The sequence below is a fragment of the Rhodococcus sp. TAF43 genome (assembly GCF_052113525.1).
Lineage (GTDB): Bacteria > Actinomycetota > Actinomycetes > Mycobacteriales > Mycobacteriaceae > Prescottella.
In genome coordinates this window covers 16,560-40,860 of the sequence record NZ_JBFRDL010000025.1, presented here as the reverse complement: position 1 = coordinate 40,860, position 24,301 = coordinate 16,560, and the positions used below count along the sequence as shown (strand labels likewise).

Annotated in this window: 19 protein-coding genes; 12 read left to right on the top strand and 7 right to left on the bottom strand. The window is 68.0% G+C overall.

From position 1 onward, the window contains the following. The first annotated feature begins 24 nt into the window (after positions 1–24). Positions 25–1,476, top strand: coding sequence for an NAD-dependent succinate-semialdehyde dehydrogenase (locus tag AB4Z09_RS16745; RefSeq protein WP_442240221.1), 1,452 nt, complete (start codon positions 25–27; stop codon positions 1,474–1,476). Between the two features lie 180 nt (positions 1,477–1,656). Here AB4Z09_RS16745 and AB4Z09_RS16740 read toward each other — a convergent pair whose 3' ends face one another. From AB4Z09_RS16740 to otsB, 3 genes are all read right to left on the bottom strand, one after another. After that, positions 1,657–1,935 (bottom strand): DUF7218 family protein, encoded by a 279-nt coding sequence (locus tag AB4Z09_RS16740; RefSeq protein WP_114722844.1) that lies wholly within the window; start codon positions 1,933–1,935, stop codon positions 1,657–1,659. A 48-nt stretch (positions 1,936–1,983) separates the two neighbouring features. Further along, on the bottom strand, positions 1,984–2,823 hold the full coding sequence (locus AB4Z09_RS16735) for a DoxX family protein (protein WP_114722845.1): 840 nt from the start codon (positions 2,821–2,823) through the stop codon (positions 1,984–1,986). A gap of 133 nt (positions 2,824–2,956) precedes the next feature. After that, a complete protein-coding gene (gene otsB / locus AB4Z09_RS16730; protein ID WP_442240220.1) occupies positions 2,957–6,652 on the bottom strand; it encodes a trehalose-phosphatase in 3,696 nt (1,231 codons plus the stop codon). 258 nt (positions 6,653–6,910) lie between these two features. On the opposite strand from otsB, the gene AB4Z09_RS16725 reads away from it, so the two are divergent. Continuing rightward, the gene (locus AB4Z09_RS16725) at positions 6,911–7,783 is read left to right on the top strand and encodes an alpha/beta fold hydrolase (protein WP_442240219.1); all 873 of its coding nucleotides are present in this window, start codon (positions 6,911–6,913) and stop codon (positions 7,781–7,783) included. 26 nt (positions 7,784–7,809) lie between these two features. On the opposite strand, the gene AB4Z09_RS16720 is transcribed toward AB4Z09_RS16725, so the two are convergent. Beyond that, positions 7,810–8,502, bottom strand: coding sequence for an MBL fold metallo-hydrolase (locus AB4Z09_RS16720; RefSeq protein ID WP_114722848.1), 693 nt, complete (start codon positions 8,500–8,502; stop codon positions 7,810–7,812). Between the two features lie 157 nt (positions 8,503–8,659). Here AB4Z09_RS16720 and uvrA point away from each other — a divergent pair, with 157 nt between their 5' ends. Continuing rightward, positions 8,660–11,617 (top strand): excinuclease ABC subunit UvrA, encoded by a 2,958-nt coding sequence (gene uvrA / locus AB4Z09_RS16715; RefSeq protein ID WP_442240218.1) that lies wholly within the window; start codon positions 8,660–8,662, stop codon positions 11,615–11,617. A 451-nt stretch (positions 11,618–12,068) separates the two neighbouring features. Here uvrA and AB4Z09_RS16710 read toward each other — a convergent pair whose 3' ends face one another. Further along, positions 12,069–12,491: a DUF1801 domain-containing protein gene (locus tag AB4Z09_RS16710; protein WP_442240217.1), complete on the bottom strand. Its 423-nt coding sequence runs from the start codon at positions 12,489–12,491 to the stop codon at positions 12,069–12,071. A gap of 68 nt (positions 12,492–12,559) precedes the next feature. Beyond that, positions 12,560–12,937 carry a DUF1844 domain-containing protein gene (locus AB4Z09_RS16705; RefSeq protein ID WP_114722886.1) on the bottom strand — a complete coding sequence of 126 codons (378 nt, stop codon included), beginning with the start codon at positions 12,935–12,937 and terminating at the stop codon, positions 12,560–12,562. Between the two features lie 365 nt (positions 12,938–13,302). Here AB4Z09_RS16705 and infC point away from each other — a divergent pair, with 365 nt between their 5' ends. The 8 genes from infC (at position 13,303) to AB4Z09_RS16665 (ending at position 20,604) form a co-directional block, all read left to right on the top strand. Then, positions 13,303–13,953 carry a translation initiation factor IF-3 gene (gene infC / locus AB4Z09_RS16700; protein WP_174914743.1) on the top strand — a complete coding sequence of 217 codons (651 nt, stop codon included), beginning with the start codon at positions 13,303–13,305 and terminating at the stop codon, positions 13,951–13,953. Positions 13,954–14,007: 54 nt separating this feature from the next. Further along, complete coding sequence (rpmI, locus tag AB4Z09_RS16695; RefSeq protein WP_114722851.1) at positions 14,008–14,202, top strand: 50S ribosomal protein L35; 195 nt, start codon at positions 14,008–14,010, stop codon at positions 14,200–14,202. A 62-nt stretch (positions 14,203–14,264) separates the two neighbouring features. After that, positions 14,265–14,654, top strand: coding sequence for a 50S ribosomal protein L20 (gene rplT, locus AB4Z09_RS16690; protein WP_114722852.1), 390 nt, complete (start codon positions 14,265–14,267; stop codon positions 14,652–14,654). 23 nt (positions 14,655–14,677) lie between these two features. Then, positions 14,678–15,478, top strand: coding sequence for a TrmH family RNA methyltransferase (locus AB4Z09_RS16685; protein ID WP_442240216.1), 801 nt, complete (start codon positions 14,678–14,680; stop codon positions 15,476–15,478). Between the two features lie 104 nt (positions 15,479–15,582). Further along, positions 15,583–16,668: a phenylalanine--tRNA ligase subunit alpha gene (gene pheS, locus AB4Z09_RS16680; protein WP_442240215.1), complete on the top strand. Its 1,086-nt coding sequence runs from the start codon at positions 15,583–15,585 to the stop codon at positions 16,666–16,668. A gap of 62 nt (positions 16,669–16,730) precedes the next feature. Next, positions 16,731–19,220 carry a phenylalanine--tRNA ligase subunit beta gene (gene pheT / locus AB4Z09_RS16675; RefSeq protein ID WP_442240214.1) on the top strand — a complete coding sequence of 830 codons (2,490 nt, stop codon included), beginning with the start codon at positions 16,731–16,733 and terminating at the stop codon, positions 19,218–19,220. A gap of 67 nt (positions 19,221–19,287) precedes the next feature. Continuing rightward, positions 19,288–19,725 (top strand): PspA/IM30 family protein, encoded by a 438-nt coding sequence (locus tag AB4Z09_RS16670; RefSeq protein WP_114722856.1) that lies wholly within the window; start codon positions 19,288–19,290, stop codon positions 19,723–19,725. A 213-nt stretch (positions 19,726–19,938) separates the two neighbouring features. Beyond that, complete coding sequence (locus tag AB4Z09_RS16665) at positions 19,939–20,604, top strand: DUF6891 domain-containing protein (protein ID WP_442240213.1); 666 nt, start codon at positions 19,939–19,941, stop codon at positions 20,602–20,604. A 303-nt stretch (positions 20,605–20,907) separates the two neighbouring features. Here AB4Z09_RS16665 and AB4Z09_RS16660 read toward each other — a convergent pair whose 3' ends face one another. Next, the gene (locus tag AB4Z09_RS16660) at positions 20,908–22,578 is read right to left on the bottom strand and encodes an acyl-CoA dehydrogenase family protein (protein WP_442240212.1); all 1,671 of its coding nucleotides are present in this window, start codon (positions 22,576–22,578) and stop codon (positions 20,908–20,910) included. Positions 22,579–22,714: 136 nt separating this feature from the next. Between AB4Z09_RS16660 and AB4Z09_RS16655 the strand changes: the two genes are divergently transcribed. After that, positions 22,715–24,265: a class I adenylate-forming enzyme family protein gene (locus tag AB4Z09_RS16655; RefSeq protein WP_442240211.1), complete on the top strand. Its 1,551-nt coding sequence runs from the start codon at positions 22,715–22,717 to the stop codon at positions 24,263–24,265. The last annotated feature ends 36 nt before the right edge of the window (positions 24,266–24,301 follow it).

The following is a 24,301-nucleotide window of genomic DNA, read 5'->3' as shown; positions in this document are numbered from 1 at the left end:
AGCTGTCGAACAGAAGGAGAGGCCATGACCTCGACGAGCACCCAGCACACCGGCACATCCGGGCCCGGTGCAGGGCCGTTCCACACCGTCGACCCGTACACCGGCCGGACGATTGCCGAGTACCCGTATCTGGCCGGTGAACAGGTGGACGCGGTCGTCGACCGGGCGGCCGACGCCTTCGACGGGTGGCGCGCGCTGCCGGTCGAACGACGAGCGCAGGTCCTGACCCGTGCCGCCGAGCTGATGCGCGAACGAAAGGACGAACTGGCCGGACTCGTCACCCGGGAGATGGGCAAACTGATCGAAGAAAGCCGTGCCGAGGCGGACATCGCGGCGGACATCGTCGACTACTACGCGCAGCGTGGTCCAGGCTTCCTCCGCTCGCGCAGCATCGACGTCGCGGACGGCACGGCGGAGGTGGTGAACGAGCCGATCGGGGTGCTCCTCGGAATCGAGCCCTGGAACTTTCCGCTCTACCAGGTCGCGCGGTTCGCGGCCCCCAATCTGCTCCTCGGCAACGTGGTGCTGCTCAAGCACGCCAGTTCGTGCGCGCAGACCGCTCACGAACTCGAGCGGTTGCTCTCCGACGCCGGTGCACCCGAGGGCGTCTACACCAACCTCTACCTGAACGTCTCGGACGTGGAACGTGTGATCGCGCACCCGGCGGTGCAGGGTGCTTCGCTCACTGGCAGCGAGGCTGCCGGGGCGTCGCTGGGGGAGATCGCCGGACGGCACCTCAAGAAGTGTGTCCTCGAACTCGGTGGCAGCGACCCGTTCGTCGTCCTCGACGCCGACGACCTCGGCGGCACCCTGGACGCCGCGGCGGCCGCCCGGATCCTCAACGCCGGTCAGAGCTGTGTCTCGGCGAAGCGGTTCATCGTCCCGGACGCGATCTGCGACGATTTCGTCGCCGGACTGGCCAGGCGTTTCGATGACCTCGTGGTCGGGGATCCGTCGGACCCGGGGACCACGCTGGCGCCGCTGTCGTCGGAGGACGCGGCACAGACACTGCTCGGGCAGATCGACGACGCCCTGGACAAGGGGGCCACCGTCGCGGCGGGTGGCGGCCGCCCCGAGAACCGTGGACCGGACGGACAGGGAGCCTTCGTCGAGGCGACGGTGCTCACAGATGTGACGCGCGGAATGCGTGCCTTCGAGGAGGAGTTGTTCGGTCCGGTCGCAGTGGTCTATCGCGTGGCCGACGAGGACGAGGCCGTCGAACTCGCCAACTCGACCCGATACGGGCTCGGTGGCGCCGTCTTCGGATCGGATCCTGATCGCGCCCGCGCGGTCGCGGACCGGATCGGCAGCGGCATGGTGTGGATCAACCGCCCCACTTCGACCGAACCGGAACTGCCGTTCGGCGGCGTCAAGAGTTCCGGATTCGGGCGGGAGTTGGGCGACCTCGGAATGTTCGAGTTCGCAAATCGGAAGCTGATCCGCACGGCGCCGGCGGAGAACGGCCCGCGCGGGTGACCGGCTCGGATCGGGAGGCCGTCGAACCCGCGGATGTGGCGCGGCTGGGCGAGCTCGCGCCGGGCGGTGAGACGGCGCCGCCGGCGTCGGCGCTCGTCCGTGTCACGTTGGACAAGGACCTGCGCGACGACCTTCTCGCCGCCCATCCGACGAGAGTTCGCTTCCCGCTACTTGCGGGCGTCAGTGGTTGCGGAGCTCGGAGATCAGTTCGGGCTTGTTCATCGACGAGTATCCGGTGATCCCGAGTTCCTTGGCACGCTCCCGCAACTCGTCGACGGTGCGGTCCTCGTAGTTCTCGGCCTTGCCACCCTTGTGGCCCACCGAGGACCTGCCCTCGTTCGCGGCGGCGTTGGAGATCCGCGCTGCCTTCTCCTTGGATTCGCCTTCGTCCCTGAGCTTTTCGTACAGCTCCTGGTCCTTCAGATGCGGGTCCGAATCGTTCGCGCGATTCGTGGGCATAGTCATCACCTCGCTTGACGGTGTGAGTTTCCGAGCCGGTGTGCTGGGTCAGTCCTGGAGTTCGGCGGCCTTCGCCCGCGCGGTGGCAAGTGCCCGCTCGGCCTGCTTCCGTGCCCGCCGGCTCAGAACCTCACCCTGCTCGCTGGCCGTCGCGGCCCACTCGGTGCCGCGCTCGCGGGCAAGCTGGGCGAGCTCGGTGCCGCGCTCCTTGGCCAACTCGGCGAGCACGGGCCCCCGTTCACGGGCGACCTCGGTGAGTTCGGTGCCACGCTCCTTGGCGAGGTGTGCAAGCACCGCGCCGCGCTGACGGGCGGCGTCGAGCAGTTCACCGCTGCGTTCGCCGGCCTGTTCTGCCGCGGTCCGGGCTCGGTCCGACACGACGGCCAGGGCGTGGTCGTCGCCGTTGGTCGAGACGGCGTCAGCGACCTTGGCCTGCGCCTTTCGGGCCGCCCGACGTCCGCGCCACCCGAGCGACGGTTTGCCCTCGGTGTCGACGGCCGCGATCAGGAGCCCACCGAGCATCGTCATGTTCTTGAAGAACTGCATGCGTTGCATCGCGCGCTGCTGCGGATCGTCGACGTTCCAGAAGTCGTGTCCGGCGAGCGTCGTCGGGACCAGTGTTCCGGCGAGGACGAGCGACGACGCCCGTGGCGCCTTGCCGAGCGCCAGCATCGCGCCGGCACCGATCTGGACCGCGGCGTTGATCTTCACGAGGGTTTCGGGGTCGGACGGGACCCGCTGGGTCACCGCGGCCGGCAACGTCTCGACACTCTTCTCCAGAAACGGGCCGGCGGCCTGCGCTTTCGGTGCCGGGCTTCGCAGGGAATCGATTCCACCGGCGATGAACACGGTGGACAGCAACGGGCGGGCAATTCGGCGAACGATCATGGACGGCCTCCCAACCTAGGTTCGACTTCCACCGTAGCCAGACTGCTCCCATCCGGCATGGAAAGTCGGCGGGCCGCCGGGCGGGTTCGGTTGTCGCCGAGCACCTGTTTACCGGGTTCTCCAGCGTGCGGGCTCAACTCAATGTGACAGTGGATCCTGGATGAAGTTCCGCCACCCGGCCGCGGCACTCGATCTCGATCGCAGGCTGGGTGCCGGCCCCAGCGCTGACCTGCACCCGTCGCCCACTGATTTGCACCAGCAGACGGTGCCCGCGGTAGAAGACGGGAAACTCCAGTGTGCCGAGGGATTCGGGCCAGAGCGGGGAGAACACGAGTCGATCACCGCGGGTCTCCAGCCCGGAGAAGCAGCGTTGGACCAGATCGACGCTGCCGGCCATCGCGGCGAGGTGGATACCCTCCGACGTAGTACCACCCTGGATGTCCGCGATATCCGATTTGAGTACTCGGTCGAAGAACTCCATTGCCTGGCTCCGATTCGCTCGAGCCAACACCCACGAGTGGACGACGCTGCTCAGCGTCGAGCCGTGCGTCGTGCGCGTCAGGTAGTAGTCGATGGTCCGGGGGATGTTCTCGCCGGGAAACTCGTATCCGAGTCCTTCGAGCAGCTCGCGTAGCTCGTCGGCGGACAGCAGGTAGAACAGCATGAGGACGTCGGCCTGCTTGGAAGCGCGATAGCAGTTGACGTCGTCGCCCTCCGCCTCGAGGATGCGGTCGAGGCGCTGGATGTCAGGGTAGCGCCGGCGGTAGCGTTCCCAATCCAGTTCGGCCAGCTGGCCGTACCCCTCGAACTGGCTGATGACTCCGTCGTGGAAGGGGACGAACATTCTGCGACTGATCTCCTTCCAACGGGCGATCTCCTGTGTGTGCAGTCCAAGGGCTTGCATCAGATCCGACCGGATCTGCAACGGGAGCAACTCGAGTGCCTCGATAGCTCGCAGAAGTACCCAGACCGACATGACGTTGGTGTACGCGTTGTTGTCCACACCGTCGAAGGGCGCCCCCGGGTAGCCGGAGTGGAACTCGTCGGGGCCGATGACGCCGCGGATCGTGTACCGGCCGCGTGCCCCGTCGTACGACGCGAGCCCTGCGTAGAAGCGGGCGATCTCCATCAGCATCTCGGCGCCGAAAGCGATGAGGAACTCCAGGTCGCCGGTGACTTGGTAGTACTGCCACACGTTGTAGGCAATGGCGATTCCGACGTGGTGCTGGCGTCGGCTCGGGTCTGGGATCCAGCGACCGGAGATCGGGTTGAGGTGTAGCTGCTGACTCTCCTCACGGCCGTCGCTGCCCGACTGCCACGGGAACATGGCGCCTGTTCGGCCTGCCTCGATCGCCGCCCTCCTTGCCTCCCTCAGACGCCGGTGGCGGTAGCGGAGCAGCGACCGGGTCAAAGTCGGTAGGCGCAGGTTGAGCACCGGAAAAACGAAAAGTTCATCCCAGAAGATGTGACCCCGGTACGCCTCTCCATGGAGCCCGCGCGCAGGCACGGCGGCGTCCAGGTCTGCAGTGTTGGGGGAGACTGTCTGCAGCATCTGGAGAAGGTGAAGCCGGACGATCCGCAGAGCGTGACCGTGGCCCTCGAGCTCGATACCCACGCTGTCCCACAGGTGCGCCCAGGCCATGACGTGGCCGTCGAGCACTGCGTCGAATCGGGGGAGACGGTCGAGCCAGCGGATGGCGGCGTCCCCCGGTTCGGACGTCGCATGATCGTGGCCGGTGAAGACCGTCACCATCTTCTCCAGCGTCACCGGCTCACCCGATGCGGCTTCGACGGCGATGTCGTGCCCGATTCGACCGTCGACGTCGAGGCGGCGCGACACGGACTCGACGCGCTCGTGATCGCGCCACACCGTGCTCCTGGCCGCCATCGCCACCGGTATCCGCGATTTATTGGTCTGCACCACCAACAGCACCGTGTCGTCCGAGACGGCGGTGGCGTGCATCGGTGTCAGGTGCTTGCCGTCGAGACGCCGATAGCGCTCGACGAGGGTGTTCTGGACTGCTCCGTCCAGAGCCGATCGGAATTCGATTCGGCCGGACCAGTTCTCGGGCACGATCGTCGTCTCGAGCGCACACGCGTGCGGGAAGTGCATGGCGACGAATCGCCGCTGGACGACGGACGTGACCCGGCCGGCCTCGYCCCGGAATCGGAACCTCCGGGTCAGAACCGCACGGCGCAGATCGAGGTACTGGCGATACTCGAGCAGGTCGGATGTGTCGATGTCGAACCACTGCCCATCCTCGATCCGGAACGTCACGGGGAGCCAGTTCGGCAGGTTCACCATGCTCTCGTTCTCGATCAGGTTTCCCCCGATGTCGTCCCGCAGACGGTTGAAGACTCCCGCAGCGTAGGTGYCCGGATAGTGCACGACGCCGGCGGCGGTTTCGGGTGCACACCCTCGGGTCGCGAAGTATCCGTTGCCGACGGCGCACATGACCTCGCGCAGCTTCTCGGTGGATGGGTCGTACCCCTCGAAGAACACCGTCCACGGGTCTCCTGGTGGCGGCGTCGTCGATGGATCGCTGCCCAGCAGGTCCGCCAGTCGTTGCAGTAGTTCGCGTACCTCCTCCGGGCTGTCCACCGAGAACTGCGCCGCCGACCGCCGATCCCCGTGCTCGCCGTGGCGGACCACGATCCCGACCCCGGTATCGGCTACGGCGTCGAATGCGTCTTCGTCGGTGAGGTCGTCGCCGACGAACACCGGTAGCAGCTCCGTTGCGCCCTCGATGTGCTCGAGCACCCAGAGGAGGGCCTGCCCCTTGTCCCAGTCGACATCGGGCTGGAGCTCGGTCACCATGCGTCCGTTCGAGATTCGGAGGCGGCTTTCGCTGGCCGCGACCTCGTGTACCGCGGCGACGACCTCTTCTACCCGGTCGGACTCGACGTTTCGGTGGTGCACCGCCACACCGAAACGTTTGTGTTCCACAAGAATTCCGGGAACGGCACCGATGCGTTTCCGCAGAGCTTCGGCGACCCGCTCGAGGTCGGCGACAGCTGCCGAGGCCGCCTCGTTCCGGTAGTACTGTCCATCCGGTCCGGTGAGCTCGAACCCGTGGCTGCCCGCGTACCAGATTCCCGGCACACCGACCCGCGCCTGGATGTCGGACAGGTCGCGGCCGCTGATCACTGCAAGCGGGCAATAGCGTGCCAACCTGGTGAGTTCCGTCGTCATCCCCGCGACCGGGACAGCCGCCGCGGGATCATTCACGATGGGTGCCAGGGTGCCGTCGAAGTCGAGAAACACGGCTGGGCGCCGGGTCCGCAGGATGGCGGACGCCTGGTGCCGTGAGGTCAGAGCATTGGGGATCTCCGACATACGGCGGTCGTGGGTGCGGATGCCGATCTGGTCCGTCTCTGCCACCACCACATTCGCGCCGGCACGGTGCAACTCTGCAGAGCGGCTGTCGGGAGCCACTCCAATCACCAGTGCGAATCCAGCGCTGCGTGCCGCGCTGGCACTCGCCGCGGAGCCGACGATCACCGCGGCGCGGGCGGGAGGGCTGCCGAGTCGGCGGGCTGCCGCGGCCGGCGCGGGCGGCGTGGCCCCGCCGGTGGTCGCGGTGTCGGTCCCGACCGAGACCAGGTCGCCGAGCCCGCCGGAATCCAGGACCTGCGCCCAGCGGGGCCCGGACGAAACCACCGCAGTGCCGACTCCGATGGCTTGTAGCCCTCGGACAAGGGCGACGGTGGATTCGAGCGCTGTGGTCTGGTCCGTGCCGACAGCGGACTCACGCCGTGGCGGTGTGACGCCGTCGAAATCGACGATCACCGCGTCGATACGACGCGGGTCGATCTCGAAGCGCGTCATCGCCGACTGGGCTCTCGTGACGTGTCCATGGCCGTCTGCTCCCCGATCGCCGGCGCCCACTGTCGAGGGCGTCTCGTCGATGAACCAAACCTACGCCGTTCGCATCCGCCCGATGGTGTTCTTGCCGAACTTCGGATCGACCGGCAGCYGGTCCCCGAGCACCCGGGGCCCGACCGGTTTCGTGGCGGCCCTGGTCGTCGCGTCCGATCCGCTTGTAGGTTGGGATGCGTCGGCTGACCCAGCTACGGAAGGGCGACAATGCCGCAATACGAGCTCGAGTCCGTAGTTTTCCACAAGGACGTTCTCGCATACGTCGACCTCGGCGAGGGCCCGCCTGTGATCCTCGTGCACGGACTGCTCGGCTCGCACAAGTCGTGGGGTCCGCAGATCGACATGCTCGCCGAGAAGTACCGTGTCGTTGCGCCTGACCTGTTCGGGCATGGCGACTCGGACAAGCCGCGCGGTGACTACTCGCTCAGCTCTCACGCCGCGACAGTGCGTGATCTCATGGAATGCCTGAAGATCGCATCGGCGCCACTGGTGGGCCACTCGCTCGGCGGTGGAATCGTCATGCAGATGGCGTACCTCTTTCCCGAGCGGGTAGAGCGATTGTGCCTGGTGAGCAGCGGTGGACTCGGCCCCGAGGTGAGCACGTATCTCAAGGCGGCGACATTGCCGGGCAGTGAGTTGGTACTGCCGATTCTCGCGTCCGGCTGGGTGCGCCGAAACACCGAGTCCGCGCTCCGGCACTTGGGTCGCCTGGGTCTGCCCGTGCAGCCGAGCCCCAGTGCCGTCGAGACATGGCGCTCGCTGGGCACCGTTGCCGACAAGGCCACCCGGGAAGCGTTTCTGGCGTCCGTCCGTGCGGTCGTGGGTCCGCGCGGCCAAACCGTCAGCGCGAAGCAGCACTTTCCGCGGTTCGAAACTCTGCCTGCCATGCTCGTCTGGGGCGGCAAGGACACGATGATTCCAGCGCACCACACGGAGAATGTTCGACAGGAAGTGCCGAACAGCCGGATCGAGATCTTCCCCGACGCCGGTCACTTCCCGCATCTGGACGAGCCCGACCGGTTCTTCCGGGTCCTGGACGAGTTTCTGCGTGCGGGCACGCAAGACGGTACAGAGGGCTGACCGGCGCAGCGCCCACCTGCTCCTGGCTACCAGCCGCGTTCGCGCCACTCGTCGAGATGCGGGCGCTCGGCGCCGAGGGTGGAGTCCTTGCCGTGGCCGGGGTAGAAGACGGTGTCGTCGGGGAAACGGGCGAACAGCTTGGTCTCGACGTCGTCCATCAGCGACGTGAACCGCTCGGCGTCCGGGGTCTTGCCGACGCCGCCCGGGAACAGCGAGTCTCCGGTGAACAGGTGGACGCGGCCGCCGTCGTTCTTCTCGGTCAGGGCGAGCGTGATCCCACCCGGCGTGTGCCCGGCCAGATGGATCACCTCGAGCGTGAGATCGCCCACCGTCACGAGGTCGCCGTCGTTCAGCGCACGCGAGGGGGTGACGGAGAGGATCTCCGAGTCCAGCGGGTGCGCCGCGGTGGGAACACCAGTGCTGCCGGCGACCTCGGCGAGCGCGAACCAGTGGTCGTGGTGCTGGTGGGTCGTGACGATCAGCTCGAGCTGGGGCGCCTGCTGCGCGATGAGCGCGGCGATCCGCTCGGCGTCGTTCGCCGCGTCGATGAGCAGCGACTTTCCGGTCTCGGAACACGTGACGAGGTACGTGTTGTTGTCCATCGGGCCCACCGACATCTTGACGATCGTCGCGCCCGGCACGGTACGACGCTGGGCGCCCGAGGCCGCGGACAGGTCGCCGGTGTAGTCGTCGTCGATGATGATGCGCTGCTGCTCCATGATCGGGAGGCTACCGTCGAATCGGGGCGTTGCGGATCGCCGCCGCCGATCACCGGGAAATCTGCTGGTCGGGGAGTTTGTCGGTGCCCACGCCTACCATGGGCTGCGCCCGGACGAGTGTGTCCGCGCCAAGGTCGAAACCGAGAAGGGACTACGTGTGGCGGATCGCCTGATCGTGCAAGGTGCGCGTGAGCACAATCTGCGAGGGATCAATCTCGATCTGCCCCGGGACAGCCTCATCGTCTTCACGGGTCTGTCGGGCTCCGGCAAGTCCAGCCTCGCGTTCGACACGATCTTCGCCGAGGGGCAGCGACGCTACGTCGAATCGCTGTCCGCGTACGCGCGTCAGTTCCTCGGCCAGATGGACAAGCCCGACGTCGACTTCATCGAGGGCCTGTCGCCCGCGGTGTCGATCGATCAGAAGTCGACCAACCGCAACCCGCGGTCGACCGTCGGCACCATCACGGAGGTGTACGACTACCTGCGCCTGCTGTATGCGCGCGCGGGTTCCGCGCACTGCCCGGTCTGTGGCGAGCAGATTGCGCGGCAGACGCCGCAGCAGATCGTCGACCAAGTCCTCGAGATGGAGGAGGGTACCCGCTTCCAGGTGCTCGCACCGGTGGTCCGTACCCGCAAGGGCGAGTTCGTCGACCTGTTCGAGCAGCTCAACTCGCAGGGCTACTCGCGGGTGCGGGTCGATGGTGTGGTTCATCCCCTCACCGATCCTCCGAAGCTGAAGAAGCAGGAGAAGCACGACATCGAGGTGGTCGTCGACCGCCTGACCGTCAAGGCGAGCTCCAAGCAGCGGCTCACCGACTCGGTCGAGACGGCGCTGCGCCTGGCCGAGGGCATCGTCGTGCTCGACTTCGTCGATCGCGACGAGAATGCGTCCGATCGCGAACGCCGGTTCTCGGAGAAGCTCGCGTGCCCCAACGGCCACCCGCTGGCGATCGACGACCTCGAGCCGCGCTCGTTCTCCTTCAACTCGCCGTACGGCGCTTGCCCGGAGTGCACGGGACTCGGGATCCGCAAGGAGGTCGACCCCGACCTGGTGGTCCCGGATCCCGAGCTCTCGCTCGAGGACGGCGCCATCGCGCCGTGGTCGATGGGGCAGAGTGCCGAGTACTTCGGGCGCCTGCTGTCCGGGCTCGGCGACATCATGGGCTTCGACATGACCACGCCGTGGAACAAACTCCCGGCCAAGGCGCGCAAGGCGATCCTCGAGGGGAGCACCGAGCAGGTCCACGTCAAGTACAAAAACCGCTACGGCCGCACCCGCTCGTACTACGCCGAGTTCGAGGGCGTCATGCCGTTCTTGCACCGTCGGCTCGAACAGACCGAGTCGGAGCAGATGAAGGAGCGCTACGACGGCTACATGCGCGACATCCCGTGTCCCGCGTGCAACGGCGCCCGCCTGCGGCCGGAGATCCTCTCCGTCACGATCGCGTCAGCGACGTACGGCAAGAAGTCGATCGCGCAGGTCTGCGAGCTGTCGATCGCGGACTGCGCCGCCTTCCTGAACAGCCTCACCCTCGGTTCCCGCGAGGAGGCCATCGCCGGTCAGGTCCTCAAGGAGGTCCAGGCGCGGCTCGGATTCCTGCTCGACGTCGGACTCGAGTACCTGTCGCTGGCCCGCGCAGCCGGGACGTTGTCGGGCGGCGAGGCCCAGCGCATCCGGTTGGCGACGCAGATCGGTTCCGGCCTCGTCGGTGTCCTGTACGTGCTCGACGAGCCGTCCATCGGTCTGCACCAGCGCGACAACCGGCGACTCATCGAAACCCTGACGCGTCTCCGCGACCTCGGAAACACGCTCATCGTCGTCGAGCACGACGAGGACACCATCCGCACGTCCGACTGGGTCGTCGACATCGGACCGCTCGCGGGTGAGCACGGCGGCCGTGTGGTGCACAGCGGTACCTACAAGGAACTACTGACCAACCAGGAATCGCTCACCGGTGCGTACCTCTCCGGTCGCAGCACCATCGACGTGCCGGCCGTGCGTCGGGTCGTCGACCGTAAGCGTCAGGTCACCGTGGTCGGCGCTCGCGAGAACAATCTCAAGGGCATCGATGTGAGCTTCCCGCTGGGCGTGCTCACCTCGGTCACCGGCGTCTCTGGTTCGGGGAAGTCGACACTGGTCAACGACATTCTCGCGACCGTGATGGCCAACAAGCTCAACGGTGCCCGTCAGGTGCCCGGCCGGCACACCCGGATCAACGGGCTCGACCAGCTCGACAAGCTGGTGCAGGTCGACCAGTCGCCGATCGGTCGCACGCCGCGGTCCAACGCAGCCACGTACACCGGCGTGTTCGACAAGATCCGGACCCTGTTCGCCGCCACCACCGAGGCGAAGGTGCGTGGCTACCAGCCGGGCCGGTTCTCGTTCAACGTCAAGGGCGGTCGCTGCGAGGCGTGCTCGGGCGACGGCACCCTGAAGATCGAAATGAACTTCCTGCCCGACGTCTACGTTCCGTGCGAGGTGTGTCACGGCGCTCGGTACAACCGCGAGACGCTCGAGGTGCACTACAAGGGCAAGACCATCGCCGAGGTCCTCGACATGCCGATCGAGGAGGCCGCCGAATTCTTCGAACCGGTGACGTCCATCCACCGGTACCTGAAGACGCTCGTCGAGGTCGGCCTCGGCTATGTCCGGCTGGGGCAGCCCGCGCCCACCCTCTCCGGTGGCGAGGCGCAGCGGGTCAAGCTCGCCGCCGAACTGCAGAAGCGGTCGACGGGCCGCACGGTGTACGTGCTGGACGAACCGACCACCGGCCTGCACTTCGAGGACATTCGAAAGCTGCTCAAGGTCGTGGGTGGGCTCGTGGACAAGGGCAACACGGTGATCGTGATCGAGCACAACCTCGACGTGATCAAGACCTCCGACTGGATCGTCGACATGGGACCCGAAGGTGGTTCCGGTGGCGGGACGGTGGTCGCGGAGGGAACTCCGGAAGCTGTTGCGGCAGTGCCGGAGAGTTACACCGGTCGGTTCCTGAAGGAAGTTCTGGAAACGCCGTCCGCGGCCGGCAACGGGGCGGCGGCGCCCAAGGCGGCCACCCGCAAGGCTGGAGCGGCGCCCCGGAAGCGGGTGAAGAAGGCCGCCGCCGTCGGATAGAACGGCGCGACTCCGTCGCCGAGGAACCGTGTGGCGGTCTCGAGACACGAACGGCGGTGGGGACCGAGGTCCCCACCGCCGTCAAGCTGTCAGCCGACGCTCGATCAAGCGGGCTGCTGCTGGCCCGATCCGCCGGCCAGGGAGCCCAGCAGTGCCGCGATGTCGAACTGCCCGCCGCTGAGTGCACCGAGCAGGCCGCCGAGGATGGTGGAGATGGATCCCATGGGTAGCTCCTTCGGTTCTGCCCTCGAGGCTCGAGGGCCCGGTGGGGGAGGGTATATGATCTCGATCACACGAGGTGGACGCTGCCAATGTGACGGGCGTTACGGGTGTGACGTCCGCTGACCGATTCTTCGTGTTGCGCCGAATCGGTTCGGCGGCCCGCTGGAATTGAGCGTTTGACCAGTTCGCGCGGGCCGCACGTATGAAAGCGCCGCCCGGCGACGGGCTTTCAGTTCTCGTCGAGTTCGCGACCTGCAGTCACCGAACGTGCGATCAGGTCGACCAGGGTCGCTTTGTCGACTCGATCGAGGCGGGTCACGTACAGGCAGCCCTTGCCCAGCTTGTGAGGACCCAGGCCTGCCAGAGCGGCGGCCTCGGCGTCGAAGTCGAGGGTCAGGTACAGAGTCAGCGCAGAGGCGCGGGGGGAGAAGCCGATCAGGGGCGTCCGGCCCGATCGGCCGCTCGCATACCGGTAGGACCGCGTGCCGAAGCCCACGATGCTCGTGCCCCACATCGTCGCCGGCGCCCCGGTCGCCGACTCCATCAGAGACCGCAGCTCGAGTGCGTCGGCCCGCCGGGTCGGATCCGCGACCTTGTCGAGGAACTCTGCGACGCTCGCGTCGGTTGCCTGGGTCTTGTTCGTTGCGGCCATGTGTGCAGGTTAGGGCGCGTGCCGTGTCGGCGACCGGGTGTCGGTGCCGGCCGGGGGCCGGCGGGTGCTCAGTAGACCGGTCCGGTGTACTTCTCGCCCGGGCCCTTGCCGGGCTCGTCGGGGTGCGCCGACGCCTCGCGGAAGGCGCGCTGGAGGGCCTGCAGGCCCTCGCGGATCGGGCCGGCGTGCGGGCCGAGGTACTCGACCGAGGCGGTGACCAGTCCGGCGAGTGCGGTGATCACGCGGCGTGCTTCGTCGAGGTCGAGGTGGGGGCTGTTGTCCGGGTCCGCGTCCGACAGGCCGAGCTTCTCGGCGGCCGAGCTCATCAGCATCACGGCGGCGCGGCTGATCACCTCGATCGCGGGAACCTCGGCGAGTTCGCGAACGTCGTCGAGATCGTCCTCGGCGTGCTGGACGGAATCGGCCGGATCGGGGTTCTGCGTCATGGTGAAGAGGATTCCATCCGCGTGCGGGGGCCGCCGCGACAGGGTGACGCGGGCGGGCGCGATTCGATCGGCGTCTCGATGGGTGCTACGCTGTTCGTCACGACCGCCCTCGGCCTCGGCCAGGGCAGCAAAGTGGAGTCCGACTCCCACCTCTGCGCGGCGCCGTCAGGTGCAGTTCAGTGGTCCGGTCGCCGCACGGATCAGTGCTGATCGTTCAGATCGGTTCCCGAGCGGCTCCTTCGATCTCACGAAGGGACGGCAGGCCCGAAATCTCGGGGCTGGTGTGTGACCGGTCGACATCGGGCCCCGCACGGCGACTCTGTCGCTGACGCGGGGCTTTCTTGTTGGGGTAGAGGGCGCACGGGCTGCGGCGCGGTCACCGGACTGCACCGCTCAACCTAGGAGGCCCCATCAGCACTGAGACCCGCATCAACGATCGCATCCGCGTTCCCGAGGTTCGCCTCATCGGACCCGGCGGTGAACAGGTTGGGATCGTGCGTGTTGAAGATGCGCTCCGCGTCGCCCTCGAGGCAGACCTCGACCTCGTCGAGGTGGCTCCCGATGCCCGTCCGCCGGTCTGCAAGATCATGGACTACGGCAAGTTCAAGTACGAGACGGCGCAGAAGGCGCGCGAATCGCGCAAGAACCAGCAGCAGACCGTCATCAAGGAGCAGAAGCTCCGCCCGAAGATCGACGATCACGATTACGAGACCAAGAAGCGGAACGTCATTCGCTTCCTCGAGGCCGGATCCAAGGTCAAGGTCACGATCATGTTCCGTGGTCGCGAGCAGTCTCGACCCGAGCTCGGGTTCCGTCTGCTGCAGCGTCTCGGCGCCGACGTCGCCGACCTCGGTTTCGTGGAGACCTCCGCGAAGCAGGACGGTCGAAACATGACGATGGTGCTGGCCCCGCACAAGGGTGCGAAGACGCGCGCGAAGGCACAGGAAGGCGCCCAGGCCGTTCCGCCGAAGCCGGCGACCGGTGACGGTGGCGCTGCTCCCGCGCCGAGCAGCTAGCCAGACCACTTCACGCAAGACCGAAGTACAGAGAACACAAGAACTGAGGACTCCATGCCCAAGTCGAAGACCCATAGCGGCACCGCGAAGCGATTCAAGGTGTCCGGTAGCGGAAAGATCCTGCGCCAGAAGGCCGGACGTCGCCACCTGCTCGAGCACAAGAGCTCCCGCGTGACCCGTCGCCTCGATGGCAAGGCCGTCGTCGCCGACAGCGATGCTCCTCGCATCAAGCGCCTGCTCGGCATCTGAGCTCTTCCCCTACTGACCACACGGGGCAGCACCAGCGCCCCGAAGATTGACAGGATTTTGCAGTGGCACGCGTAAAGAGGGCAGTCAACGCCCAGAAGAAGCGTCGTTCGATTCTCGAGGCCTCGAGCGGCTACCGCGGACAGCGTTCGCGCCTGTACCGCAAGGCCAAGGAGCAGCAGCTCCACTCGATGACCTACGCATACCGTGACCGTCGCGCGCGCAAGGGCGACTTCCGGAAGCTGTGGATCGCGCGTATCAACGCTGCGGCTCGCGCCAACGACATCACCTACAACCGCTTCATCCAGGGCCTGAAGGCTGCGGGTGTCGAGGTCGACCGCAAGATCCTCGCCGAGCTCGCCGTCTCCGACGCCGAGGCGTTCACCGGCCTGGTCGCGGTCGCGAAGGCTGCTCTGCCGGCAGACGTCAACGCTCCGGCCGGAGAAGCGGCCTGAGTCAGCAGTTCCGGGATCGACCCGTGGATCCGTTCACCGAACGGACTCCACGGGTCGTTTCTGCTGTCAAGCTCCTGCGCGGCGCAGAGCGCAGGAAGGCGGGCCGGTTCCTCGCCGAGGGTGAGAACGCGGTCACCGAGGCGCTCGCGTCCGTGCCGGTGCACGAGCTCTTCTACACCGAGAACGCGGCCCCGCGATACCCCGATCTGATCGAGAAGGCGCGCGTCGCGGGCGTCCGCAGCTCGCTCGTCACCGATCGTGCGATCCGTGCCCTGAGCGACACCGTCACCCCGCCGGGTGTCGTCGCGGTTTGCGATCTGCTGGACGTGCCGCTGGACGCCGCGCTGGCCTCCACGACACGCCTGCTGGCGGTGCCGGTGGCGATCGGTGAACCCGGCAACGCGGGCACCGTCATCCGGGTGGCCGACGCGGTGGGCGCCGACGCGGCGATCCTCGCCGGCGACAGCGTCGACCCGCACAACGGCAAGTGTGTGCGCTCCTCCGCCGGGAGTCTGTTCCACCTGCCGATCGTGCGCGAGCGGAACACCGACGTGGTGCTGGACACGCTGTCGGGCGCCGGCATCCAGATCCTCGCGACCGCCGCCGACGGTGAGGTCGACCTCGACGAGGCCGACGACCTGCTGGCCCGTCCCACTGCCTGGTTGTTCGGCAACGAGGCGCACGGGCTCGATCCCGCGGTCGCGGCGCGGGCCGATCACCGTGTGCGGATCCCCATTCGCGGGCGCGCCGAGAGCCTCAACCTCGCGACGGCCGCCTCCATCTGCCTGTACGCCAGCGCGCGCGTCCAGCATCGGGACTCGTGACCGGTCTTCGAACTCGTTCGAATCGTCCTGGGGCAATCGCCTAGGATTCGAGTGTTGTGCTCGTGCGCGCTATATCCATCGATAGACAAGGAGTTGCACCGGTCGTGGCCAAGAATGAGGGCGTAGCCCCGCCGACTGTCGATGCGAACGCGCTCACCGAGGAGGCGCTCACCGAGGAGGCGCTCGCCGCCGCGGCGCTCGCGGCAGAGGAGGCCTTCGCGGCCGCCGCGGACCTCGATGCGCTCGCCAAGGCGAAGATCGAACACCTCGGTGACAAGGCGCCGATCGCGCTCGCGAAGCGTGGTCTGGGCGCGCTGCCCGGCAACGAGCGGGCGGACGCCGGCAAGCGCGTCAACGTCGCGCGTACCCGGGTCACGACCGCCTTCGATGCGCGCCGTGAGGTGTTGCTCGCCGAGCGCGATGCCGCCGTGCTGGTCGCGGAGGCCATCGACGTCACCCTGCCATCGGATCGTCGTCCGGCGGGTGCGCGGCACCCGATCACCATCATCTCGGACCAGATTGCCGACGTCTTCGTCGCGATGGGCTGGGAGGTCGCCGAGGGTCCCGAGGTCGAGACCGAGCACTTCAACTTCGACGCGCTGAACTTCCTGCCCGATCATCCGGCGCGCACGATGCAGGACACTTTCCACATCGCTCCGCCGAACTCGCGCCAGGTGCTCCGTACGCACACCTCGCCGGTGCAGGTGCGCACGATGCTCCAGCGCGACGTGCCGATCTACGTCGTCTGCCCGGGCCGCACGTTCCGCACCGACGAACTCGACGCCACCCACACCCCGGTGTTCTCGCAGGTCGAGGGTCTCGCCGTGGACAAGGGCCTGACGATGGCGAACCTGCGCGGCACGCTGGACGCGTTCGCCCGCGCGCTGTTCGGTCCGGAGACTCGGACGCGTATGCGCCCCAACTACTTCCCGTTCACCGAGCCCTCCGCGGAGGTCGACGTGTGGTTCCCGAACAAGAAGGGCGGCGCCGGCTGGGTCGAGTGGGGCGGCTGCGGCATGGTGAACCCGAACGTGCTGCGCGCGTGTGGGATCGACCCTGACGAGTACTCCGGTTTCGCGTTCGGTATGGGTCTCGAGCGGACCCTGCAGTTCCGCAACGGCATCCCGGACATGCGGGACATCGTCGAGGGCGACGTGCGATTCACGCTGCCCTTCGGTGTGCAGGCATGAGGCGTGGAGCCTGCGGAATGCCCAGAGAACACAGACTTCACGAGCGAGAGAGCTGAGAAGACGTGCGAGTAGCGCAATCGTGGCTGACCGAGATCCTGCAGCGGGCGACCCCCGAGTGGCAGGTGAGCGCCGAGGAACTGGACGCCGGGTTCGTCCGCGTCGGTCTCGAGGTCGAGGAGGTCGACACCCTCGAGCCGGTATCCGGTCCGCTGGTGGTGGGTCGTGTCCTGGAGATCACCGAACTCACCGAGTTCAAGAAGCCGATCCGCTTCTGCAAGGTCGACGTCGGTGCCGACGCGCCGCAGGAGATCGTCTGCGGTGCACGCAACTTCGCCGAGGGTGACCTGGTCGTTGCGGCCCTGCCCGGCGCCGTGCTGCCCGGTGGCTTCGCGATCGCGTCCCGTAAGACGTACGGCCAGGTGTCCAACGGCATGATGTGCTCGGCGTCCGAGCTGGGCATCGGTAAGGACCACTCGGGGATCCTGGTCCTCGAGCCGGGCACCGCCGAGCCGGGTACCGACGCCAACGAGCTGCTCGATCTCGACGACACGATCATCGAGCTCAACATCACCCCGGACCGCGGCTACTGCTTCTCGGTCCGCGGTCTGACCCGTGAGCTCGCGTGTGGGTTCGACCTCGAGTTCGCCGACCCGGCCGTCGTCCCTGCGCTGCCCGCCGAGGGCGGCGAGGCGTGGCCGATCGAGCTGCAGCCCGAGTCGAAGGCCACCCGGTTCACGGCGCGCCGGATCACCGGCATCGACCCCAAGGCCGTCAGCCCGTGGTGGCTGCAACGGCGACTCCTGCTGTCGGGCGTGCGTCCGATCTCCCCGGCCGTCGACGTCACCAACTACGTCCTGCTCGAGCTCGGCCAGCCGCTGCACGCGTTCGATGCCACGAAGGTCGACGGCGGTCTCGTCGTCCGCCGTGCCGAAGCGGGGGAGAAGCTGACCACCCTCGACGGTGTGGAGCGCACCCTCGACGCCGAGGACGTCGTCATCGCCGACAACTCCGGCGCGATCTCGCTCGCCGGTGTCATGGGTGGTGCGAGCACCGAGGTCCACGACGGCACCACCGACATCCTGCTGGAGTCGGCGACGTGGGATCCGCTGGCGGTGTTCAAGACCGCGCGCCGTCACAAGCTGACGAGCGAGGCCAGCAAGCGCTACGAGCGGATCGTCGACCCAGAGGTGGCACTGCCGGCACTCGATCGCGCGGCCGCGCTCCTCGTGGAGATCGCGGGCGGCACCATCGAGCCCGTCCTCAGCGATGTCGGCGGCGTGACCCCGGCGGGTCGGATCCGCATGGACATCGATCTGCCGGACCGCGTCGCGGGCGTGACCTACCCGAACGGCACCGCCGCACGTCGTCTGACGCAGATCGGATGCACCGTCGAGGTCGGCGTCAGCGAGACCGGACACGGCCAGTTGGTCGTGACCCCGCCGTCGTGGCGTCCCGACCTGGCACAGCCCGCCGACCTGGTGGAGGAGGTGCTGCGCCTCGAGGGTCTCGAGCAGATTCCGTCGGTGCTGCCGCAGGCACCCGCGGGCCGGGGACTGACCCCGCAGCAGCGTCGTCGCCGCGCCGTCGGACGCACCCTGGCGGCGTCCGGGTACGTGGAGATCCTGCCGCCGGTGTTCCTGCCGCACGCGGTGTTCGACACATGGGGACTCGACGCCGACGACCCGCGTCGCAACACCTCCAAGGTGCTCAACCCGCTCGAGTCGGATCGCCCCGAACTGGCCACCACGCTGCTGCCCGGCATGCTGGAGGTCTTGGCGCGCAACACCTCTCGCGGCCAGCGCGACCTGGCGCTGTACGGCATCGCGCAGGTCGTCGAGCCGGGTCCGGACACCAAGCCGGTCGAGGCGCTCCCGGTGGACCGTCGTCCCACCGACGAGCAGATCGCCGAACTGCTGAAGTCGCTGCCGGCGCAGCCGCTGCATGTGGCCGTCGTCCTGGCGGGTCAGCGGGAGCCGTCCGGTCCCTGGGGCACAGGTCGCGCCGCCGACGCGTCGGACGCGTTCGCCGCGGTCCGCACGATCGCCGACGCCGCCGGCGTCACGGTGGAACTGCGTGCCGCGCAATACCTGCCGTGGCATCCGGGTCGCTGCGCCGAGGTGCTGTTCGACGGCGCCGTCGTCGGCCATGCCGGTGAGCTGCATCCGGCGGTGCTCGAGCGTGCAGGTCTCCCGGCGCGGACGTGCGCGGTGGAGGTCGATCTCGACGCCCTGCCGATCGCCGAGGTGCTGCCGTCGCCGCGGGTGTCGCCGTTCCCGGCCGTCCTGCAGGACGTCGCGGTGGTCGTCGACAAGTCGGTGCCGGCCGCGGACGTCGAGGCCGCGCTCCGCTCGGGTGGCGGCGAGCTGCTCGAGGACATTCGCCTGTTCGACGTGTTCGAGGGCGAGCAGGTGGGCGAGGGCCGCAAGTCGCTGGCGTTCGCGCTGCGCTTCCGTGGCGCCGATCGCACGCTTACCGAGGACGAGGCCAGCGCGGCACGTGACGCAGCCGTCGCTGCCGCTGCGGATTCGGTGGGAGCCGTGCTCCGCGGCTGATATCGGAGATCGACCGACGAGGGGCTCCTCTCGGTAGCCTGGAAAGTGCTATCAGGAGGAGCCCCTCATGGTCGATATGGACGAGACACTCGCGCACCTGCGTGGCCTCGACGACGTCCAGTTGCTGGCCGTCGTGCTCGCGGCGACGACGGCTCGCCCCGGACTGGCACCGGTGCACGCGGCCGCCGCCGCGCTCTCCGCGGGCGGCGGCTACACGCCCGACATCCCGCCGGACCCGTCCCGGCCCACCGCTCCACCGGAGGTTCCGCCCCCGATGACGATGGGCACCGCCGCGACTCCGTCGCCCGATTACACCGACGGCGGCGTCCCGACGTTCGATCGTGTCCGCGACAGGATCGAGGACCGCTTCGGGACCGCGCTGGGCTCGGAGGACCTCGAGCGGGACAGCCAGGTCGGCCGCGACCTCGACGAGCAGTGGCAGGCGCGGGAGAAGGCCGCCCACGACCGGCTCGACGAGATCCGCCGGTCCATGAAGAACGAGTAGCCGAAGGCCGGGTCGTGGTCGACGGGCGGCCGACGCCGCGAAGCCGATCGTCGACCTCGATGTCGTTGCGCCTGGCGTCAACGGATCGCGTCGGTGGCGGTCAGCTCAGTCGGCGCGTGTCGCGGCCTGCGTACCGATCTGTCGGTCGACGGAGCTACCATCGTCGCTGCCTGGTGATTCGCCCGGTTCCGCTCGTTGTATGGAGGTGGCGCTGTGAGCGCGTTGTCGAATCCGAACGCGATCCCGCCCTACGCCGTCCTTCCCGACCTGCCCCTCGACGAGGACGGCCGTGCCGAGGTGACCCGGCAGATCTGGGATCAGCTGATCTCCGGCCGAGGTGACGCCGACGATTTCATCGACTTCTACGGCGACGACTACGACCTCACCGAGGAGCAGCTCGGGGCGGCGTTCGCCGCGCTCCGCACCGCCCGGCTGCGCCAGCAGACGGAGATCGGCGCGTACACCTCCCGCACGATCGCCGCGTTCGAGGAGCTCAATGCAAACGGTGTGGTCGCCCGCGCGGACTTCTCCTGCTGCGGCAGCTGCGCGTCCGGCGAGATCTGGGGCGAGCGCGACGACAGCCGCCACTGGACGGGTTACGTGTACTTCCACCAGCAGGACACCGACCGTCTCGTCGAGGCCGGGGAGACCTACATCGGTTACGGCGCGTTTCCGCCCGAGAACTTCGATGAGGCCGCCTACGACGCGCTCAGCGAAGACGCGAAGGAAGACCTCTACGCGGCCGAGGTGACGCGCCTACTCGGCGACGTGGTGTTCCCCGTCCTGCGGCGGCACGGCATCGAGCCGGAATGGAATCGGGACCTGGGCACGCGGGTGCTGCTCGAGAACGCCGACTGGTACGCCCCGATCGAGGCATAGCGGCGGCGAGGTCGCGGAACATCTGCGTGGCGCGCTCGGACTGTGACCAGCCGAAGCAGGCGTAGATGATTGCCCTTCCGATGCTGTAGTCGGTGAGACGTCCCTCGAGGCTCGTGTCTGCGCCGAGTTGCTCGTCGTTGGGTGCGCCGGGGCCGTTGAGCGGCGGGAAACCTCGTCGAACCAGGCGCTTCACGACTCGACCGGTGGCTCTCGAGTGCGTTCGACGTCTGGCTCACCGGTGCCGCCGCCCCAGCCGCGGTGATTCCGGGCTGGGGCTGCGGGGCGTGACTGGGGTGGGCGGGGTCAGTGGCGCTCGAGGATCGCCGCGAAATCGGTTCCCGCGGGGAGAGTTCCGTACTCGAGATCGCGATCGGCGCCTAGGCGGGCGGTGATGAAGGCCTCCGCGACGGCGGTGGGGGCCTCGCGCAGCAGCAGCGAACCCTGGAGACCGAGAGCCATGGCCGCCGCGACCGGGCGTGCCCGGAACTGGGCGGTGGTGGGGTCGAGGGTCGCGAGTTCGGCGAGCATCGCGCGGACTCGATCGAGGTGCGCATCGAACACCGACGAGGCGCCGCGTGCGAGGTTCAGTTCGGCGTCGAAGGCCTGCACCGACTCCGGTTCGCGGGTCATCGCGCGCAGCACGTCGAGCGCGATGACGTTGCCCGATCCCTCCCACACCGCCATCACCGGCTGCTCCCGGAACCGGCGCGCCAGGGGGAACGCCTCGGTGTAACCGTTACCGCCCAGGCACTCGAGGGACTCGTACGCGTGGTGCGGTCCCCGCTTGCAGATCCAGTACTTGCTGACCGCGGTCGCTAGCCGGCGGAATGCCTTCTCCGACTCGGATGCATCGTCGTCGTGGGCGCGGGCCAGGCGCAGCGCGGTCGCCGTCGCGGCCTCGGACTCGAGTGCCAGATCGGCGGCCACCGCCGTCATCGCCGGCTGATCGACGAGCGTCGCACCGAACGCGGACCGGTGCCGGACGTGCCACAGCGCCTCGGCCACCGATTGCCGCATGCCCGCGGTCGACCCGTAGACGCAGTCGAGCCGGGTGCGGGAGACCATCTCGATGATCGTGCGCACGCCGCGGCCGGGTTCGCCGACGAGGTGACCGATCGTGTTGTCGAGTTCGATCTCCGACGATGCGTTCGACTTGTTGCCGAGCTTGTCCTTGAGCCGTTGGATGCGGAACACGTTGCGGGTGCCGTCCTCGAGGACTCGCGGCACCAGGAAGCACGACAGCCCCTCGGGTGCGTTGGCGAGGACGAGGAACGCGTCGGACATCGGTGCGGAACAGAACCACTTGTGTCCGGTGAGCAGGTAGGTGCGATCGGCGAGGGGCTGTGCGGTCGTCGTGTTGGCGCGGACATCGGAGCCGCCCTGCTTCTCGGTCATCGCCATGCCGAACAGCACGCCGGGCTTGTCGCCGGGCGCCGCGAGGGCGCCGTCGTAGCCGCGCGAGTACAGGCGGGGCAGCCAGCGCTGCGCGAGTTCCGGTTCGAGCATCAGCGACGGCACCGCCGAGTGCGTCATCGAGATCGGGCACGCGTGTCCGGGCTCGACCTGCGCGAAGAGCATGAACGTGGCGGCGCGGGCGACGTTCGCCCCGGCGCGCGGCTCCGCCCATGCGGCGGTGTGCGCACCGTGCTCGACGGCCGCCGAGATCACCCGGTGGTACGCGGGGTGGTACTCGACCTCGTCGATGCGGTGGCCCCAGCGGTCGTGCGAGTGCAGACGCGGAATCTCGGTGTTGGCGAGCTCGGCGGCGTGCTGGAACTCGGCGGTGCCGACGAGTGCGCCCACCTCCGACAGGTGCTCCGCGGACCAGCCGGCGTCGTAGCGTGCGATGCCCTCGACGAGTGCCTTGTTGGCGGTGAAATCGTTGACGTCGATCCGCGGTGGTGCCTGGTTGAACACCTCGTGCGTGCGATGTCCACCGGGCGCAGTGTTCGTGGAGTCCTGTGTTGTCGTCATTTCCTAGACCCTTCCGCCAAGCTATGAATCGTGATTCAATTCTTTCTGGTGACTGTAGAACGGATTTGCGTGACGGGCAACGGTCGCGCCGGACGCACGTCCGGTCGCTACCCGTCGAAGAGTTGAGGAGAACCCGGTGCATCTGAACGTGCTGCTCGAGAGTGTCCGCAGAAAGTTCCCCGAGAAGGAAGCGCTCGTCTACGGATCGCGCCGCATCACCTACCGGGAACTCGAATCCGCGTCCCGGCGGGCGGCCGAGGTGTTCCGCCGCGAGGGCGTCCGGCCCGGCGATCGGGTCGCGGTCATGACGTACAACTCGCCGGGCTTCGTGATTGCCGCATTCGGTGTCTGGCGCGCCGGTGGTGTGTTGGTCCCCGTCAACCACAAGCTCACCGCACCCGAGGTCGAGTACACGATCGGCCACAGCGGTGCGCGCGTCGGCGTCGTCTCGGCGGACCTCGTCGACGCGGCCCGCGGTGGAGCGCCGCAGACCCGGTGGTTGCTGACGGAGATGGCAACGCACGGTGGTGCCGGCGGGGACGCGGCGGACGACTTCGACGCCGCTGTCGATGCGGCACCGGAATGGGAGGGTGTCGATGGGGGCGAGGGTAGTGAGGACGCCGTCGCGCAGATCCTGTACACCTCCGGTACAACCAGCGCGCCCAAGGGGTGCGTCCACACCCACCGGTCGATTGCCTCGGTGCCGCCGCTGATCGTCGCGACTGTCGGCCTCGAGCGCGACGACCGCTTCCTGCTCGCCATGCCGATCTGGCACGCATCGCCGCTGAACAACTGGATGCTGACGACGCTGTTCCTCGGCGGAACCGTGGTGCTGCTGCGCGAATACCACCCGATCCAGTTCCTCGAGACCGTGCAACGCGAGCGGATCACCGCGTTCTTCGGCGCGCCCATCGCCTACCTCGCCCCGGTGCAGATCGCGAAGGCTCAGGGTCTCGATCTGTCGTCGTACGACCTGAGTTCGGTCCGGCGCTGGCTCTACGGCGGCGCGCCGATCGGTGCCGAGACCGCGCAGCTCCTCGCCCGCGTCTACGGCTCGGAGGACTTCTATCAGGTGTACGGGATGAGCGAGATGGGGCCGGTCGGCACCGCGCTCTACCCGCACGAGCAGATCGAGAAGGCGGGGTCGATCGGCCGTGGCGGGATGCCCGGCGTGGACCTGCGGGTGGTCCGCGCCGACGGCGCGGACGCCGGGCCGGGGGAGACCGGTGAGATCTGGCTCAGCGCCGACACCCGGATGCGCGGCTACCTCGACAACGACGCCGCGACCGAGGACGTGTTCGACGGGCGCTGGTACCGCAGCGGCGACGTCGCGCGGATCGACGCCGACGGGTACCTGTTCATCGTCGACCGACTCAAGGACGTCGTCATCACCGGCGGTGAGAACGTCTACTCGCAGGAGGTGGAGGAGGCGATCCGGCCGCACGACGACATCCTCGACGTCGCGGTGATCGGCCGGCCGCACCCGGAGTGGGGCGAGACGGTGGTAGCCGTCGTCGTGCCGGTCGAGGGGAGGACACTGGAACTCGAGGATCTGCGCGCGTACCTGTCGGACAAGCTCGCCCGCTACAAGATGCCGCGGGAGCTGGTGCTCGTCGACACGTTGCCGCGGAACCCGTCGGGCAAGCTGACCAAGCACGTGCTGCGCGACGCCGTGTTTCCCCAGTGATTCGTGTGTCGAAAACCCACTATGAACGAGTTTGCA

Bases quoted from the DNA above. Each gene is read 5' to 3' on its own strand.
- AB4Z09_RS16740 (WP_114722844.1), bottom strand. From the start codon at position 1,935: ATGCCCACGAATCGCGCGAACGATTCGGACCCGCATCTGAAGGACCAG.
- AB4Z09_RS16705 (WP_114722886.1), bottom strand. From the start codon at position 12,937: ATGACGCAGAACCCCGATCCGGCCGATTCCGTCCAGCACGCCGAGGAC.
- AB4Z09_RS16660 (WP_442240212.1), bottom strand. From the start codon at position 22,578: ATGACGACAACACAGGACTCCACGAACACTGCGCCCGGTGGACATCGC.
- rpmI (WP_114722851.1), top strand. From the start codon at position 14,008: ATGCCCAAGTCGAAGACCCATAGCGGCACCGCGAAGCGATTCAAGGTG.
- AB4Z09_RS16735 (WP_114722845.1), bottom strand. From the start codon at position 2,823: ATGATCGTTCGCCGAATTGCCCGCCCGTTGCTGTCCACCGTGTTCATC.
- AB4Z09_RS16670 (WP_114722856.1), top strand. From the start codon at position 19,288: ATGGTCGATATGGACGAGACACTCGCGCACCTGCGTGGCCTCGACGAC.
- AB4Z09_RS16725 (WP_442240219.1), top strand. From the start codon at position 6,911: ATGCCGCAATACGAGCTCGAGTCCGTAGTTTTCCACAAGGACGTTCTC.
- AB4Z09_RS16710 (WP_442240217.1), bottom strand. From the start codon at position 12,491: ATGGCCGCAACGAACAAGACCCAGGCAACCGACGCGAGCGTCGCAGAG.
- AB4Z09_RS16745 (WP_442240221.1), top strand. From the start codon at position 25: ATGACCTCGACGAGCACCCAGCACACCGGCACATCCGGGCCCGGTGCA.
- AB4Z09_RS16720 (WP_114722848.1), bottom strand. From the start codon at position 8,502: ATGGAGCAGCAGCGCATCATCATCGACGACGACTACACCGGCGACCTG.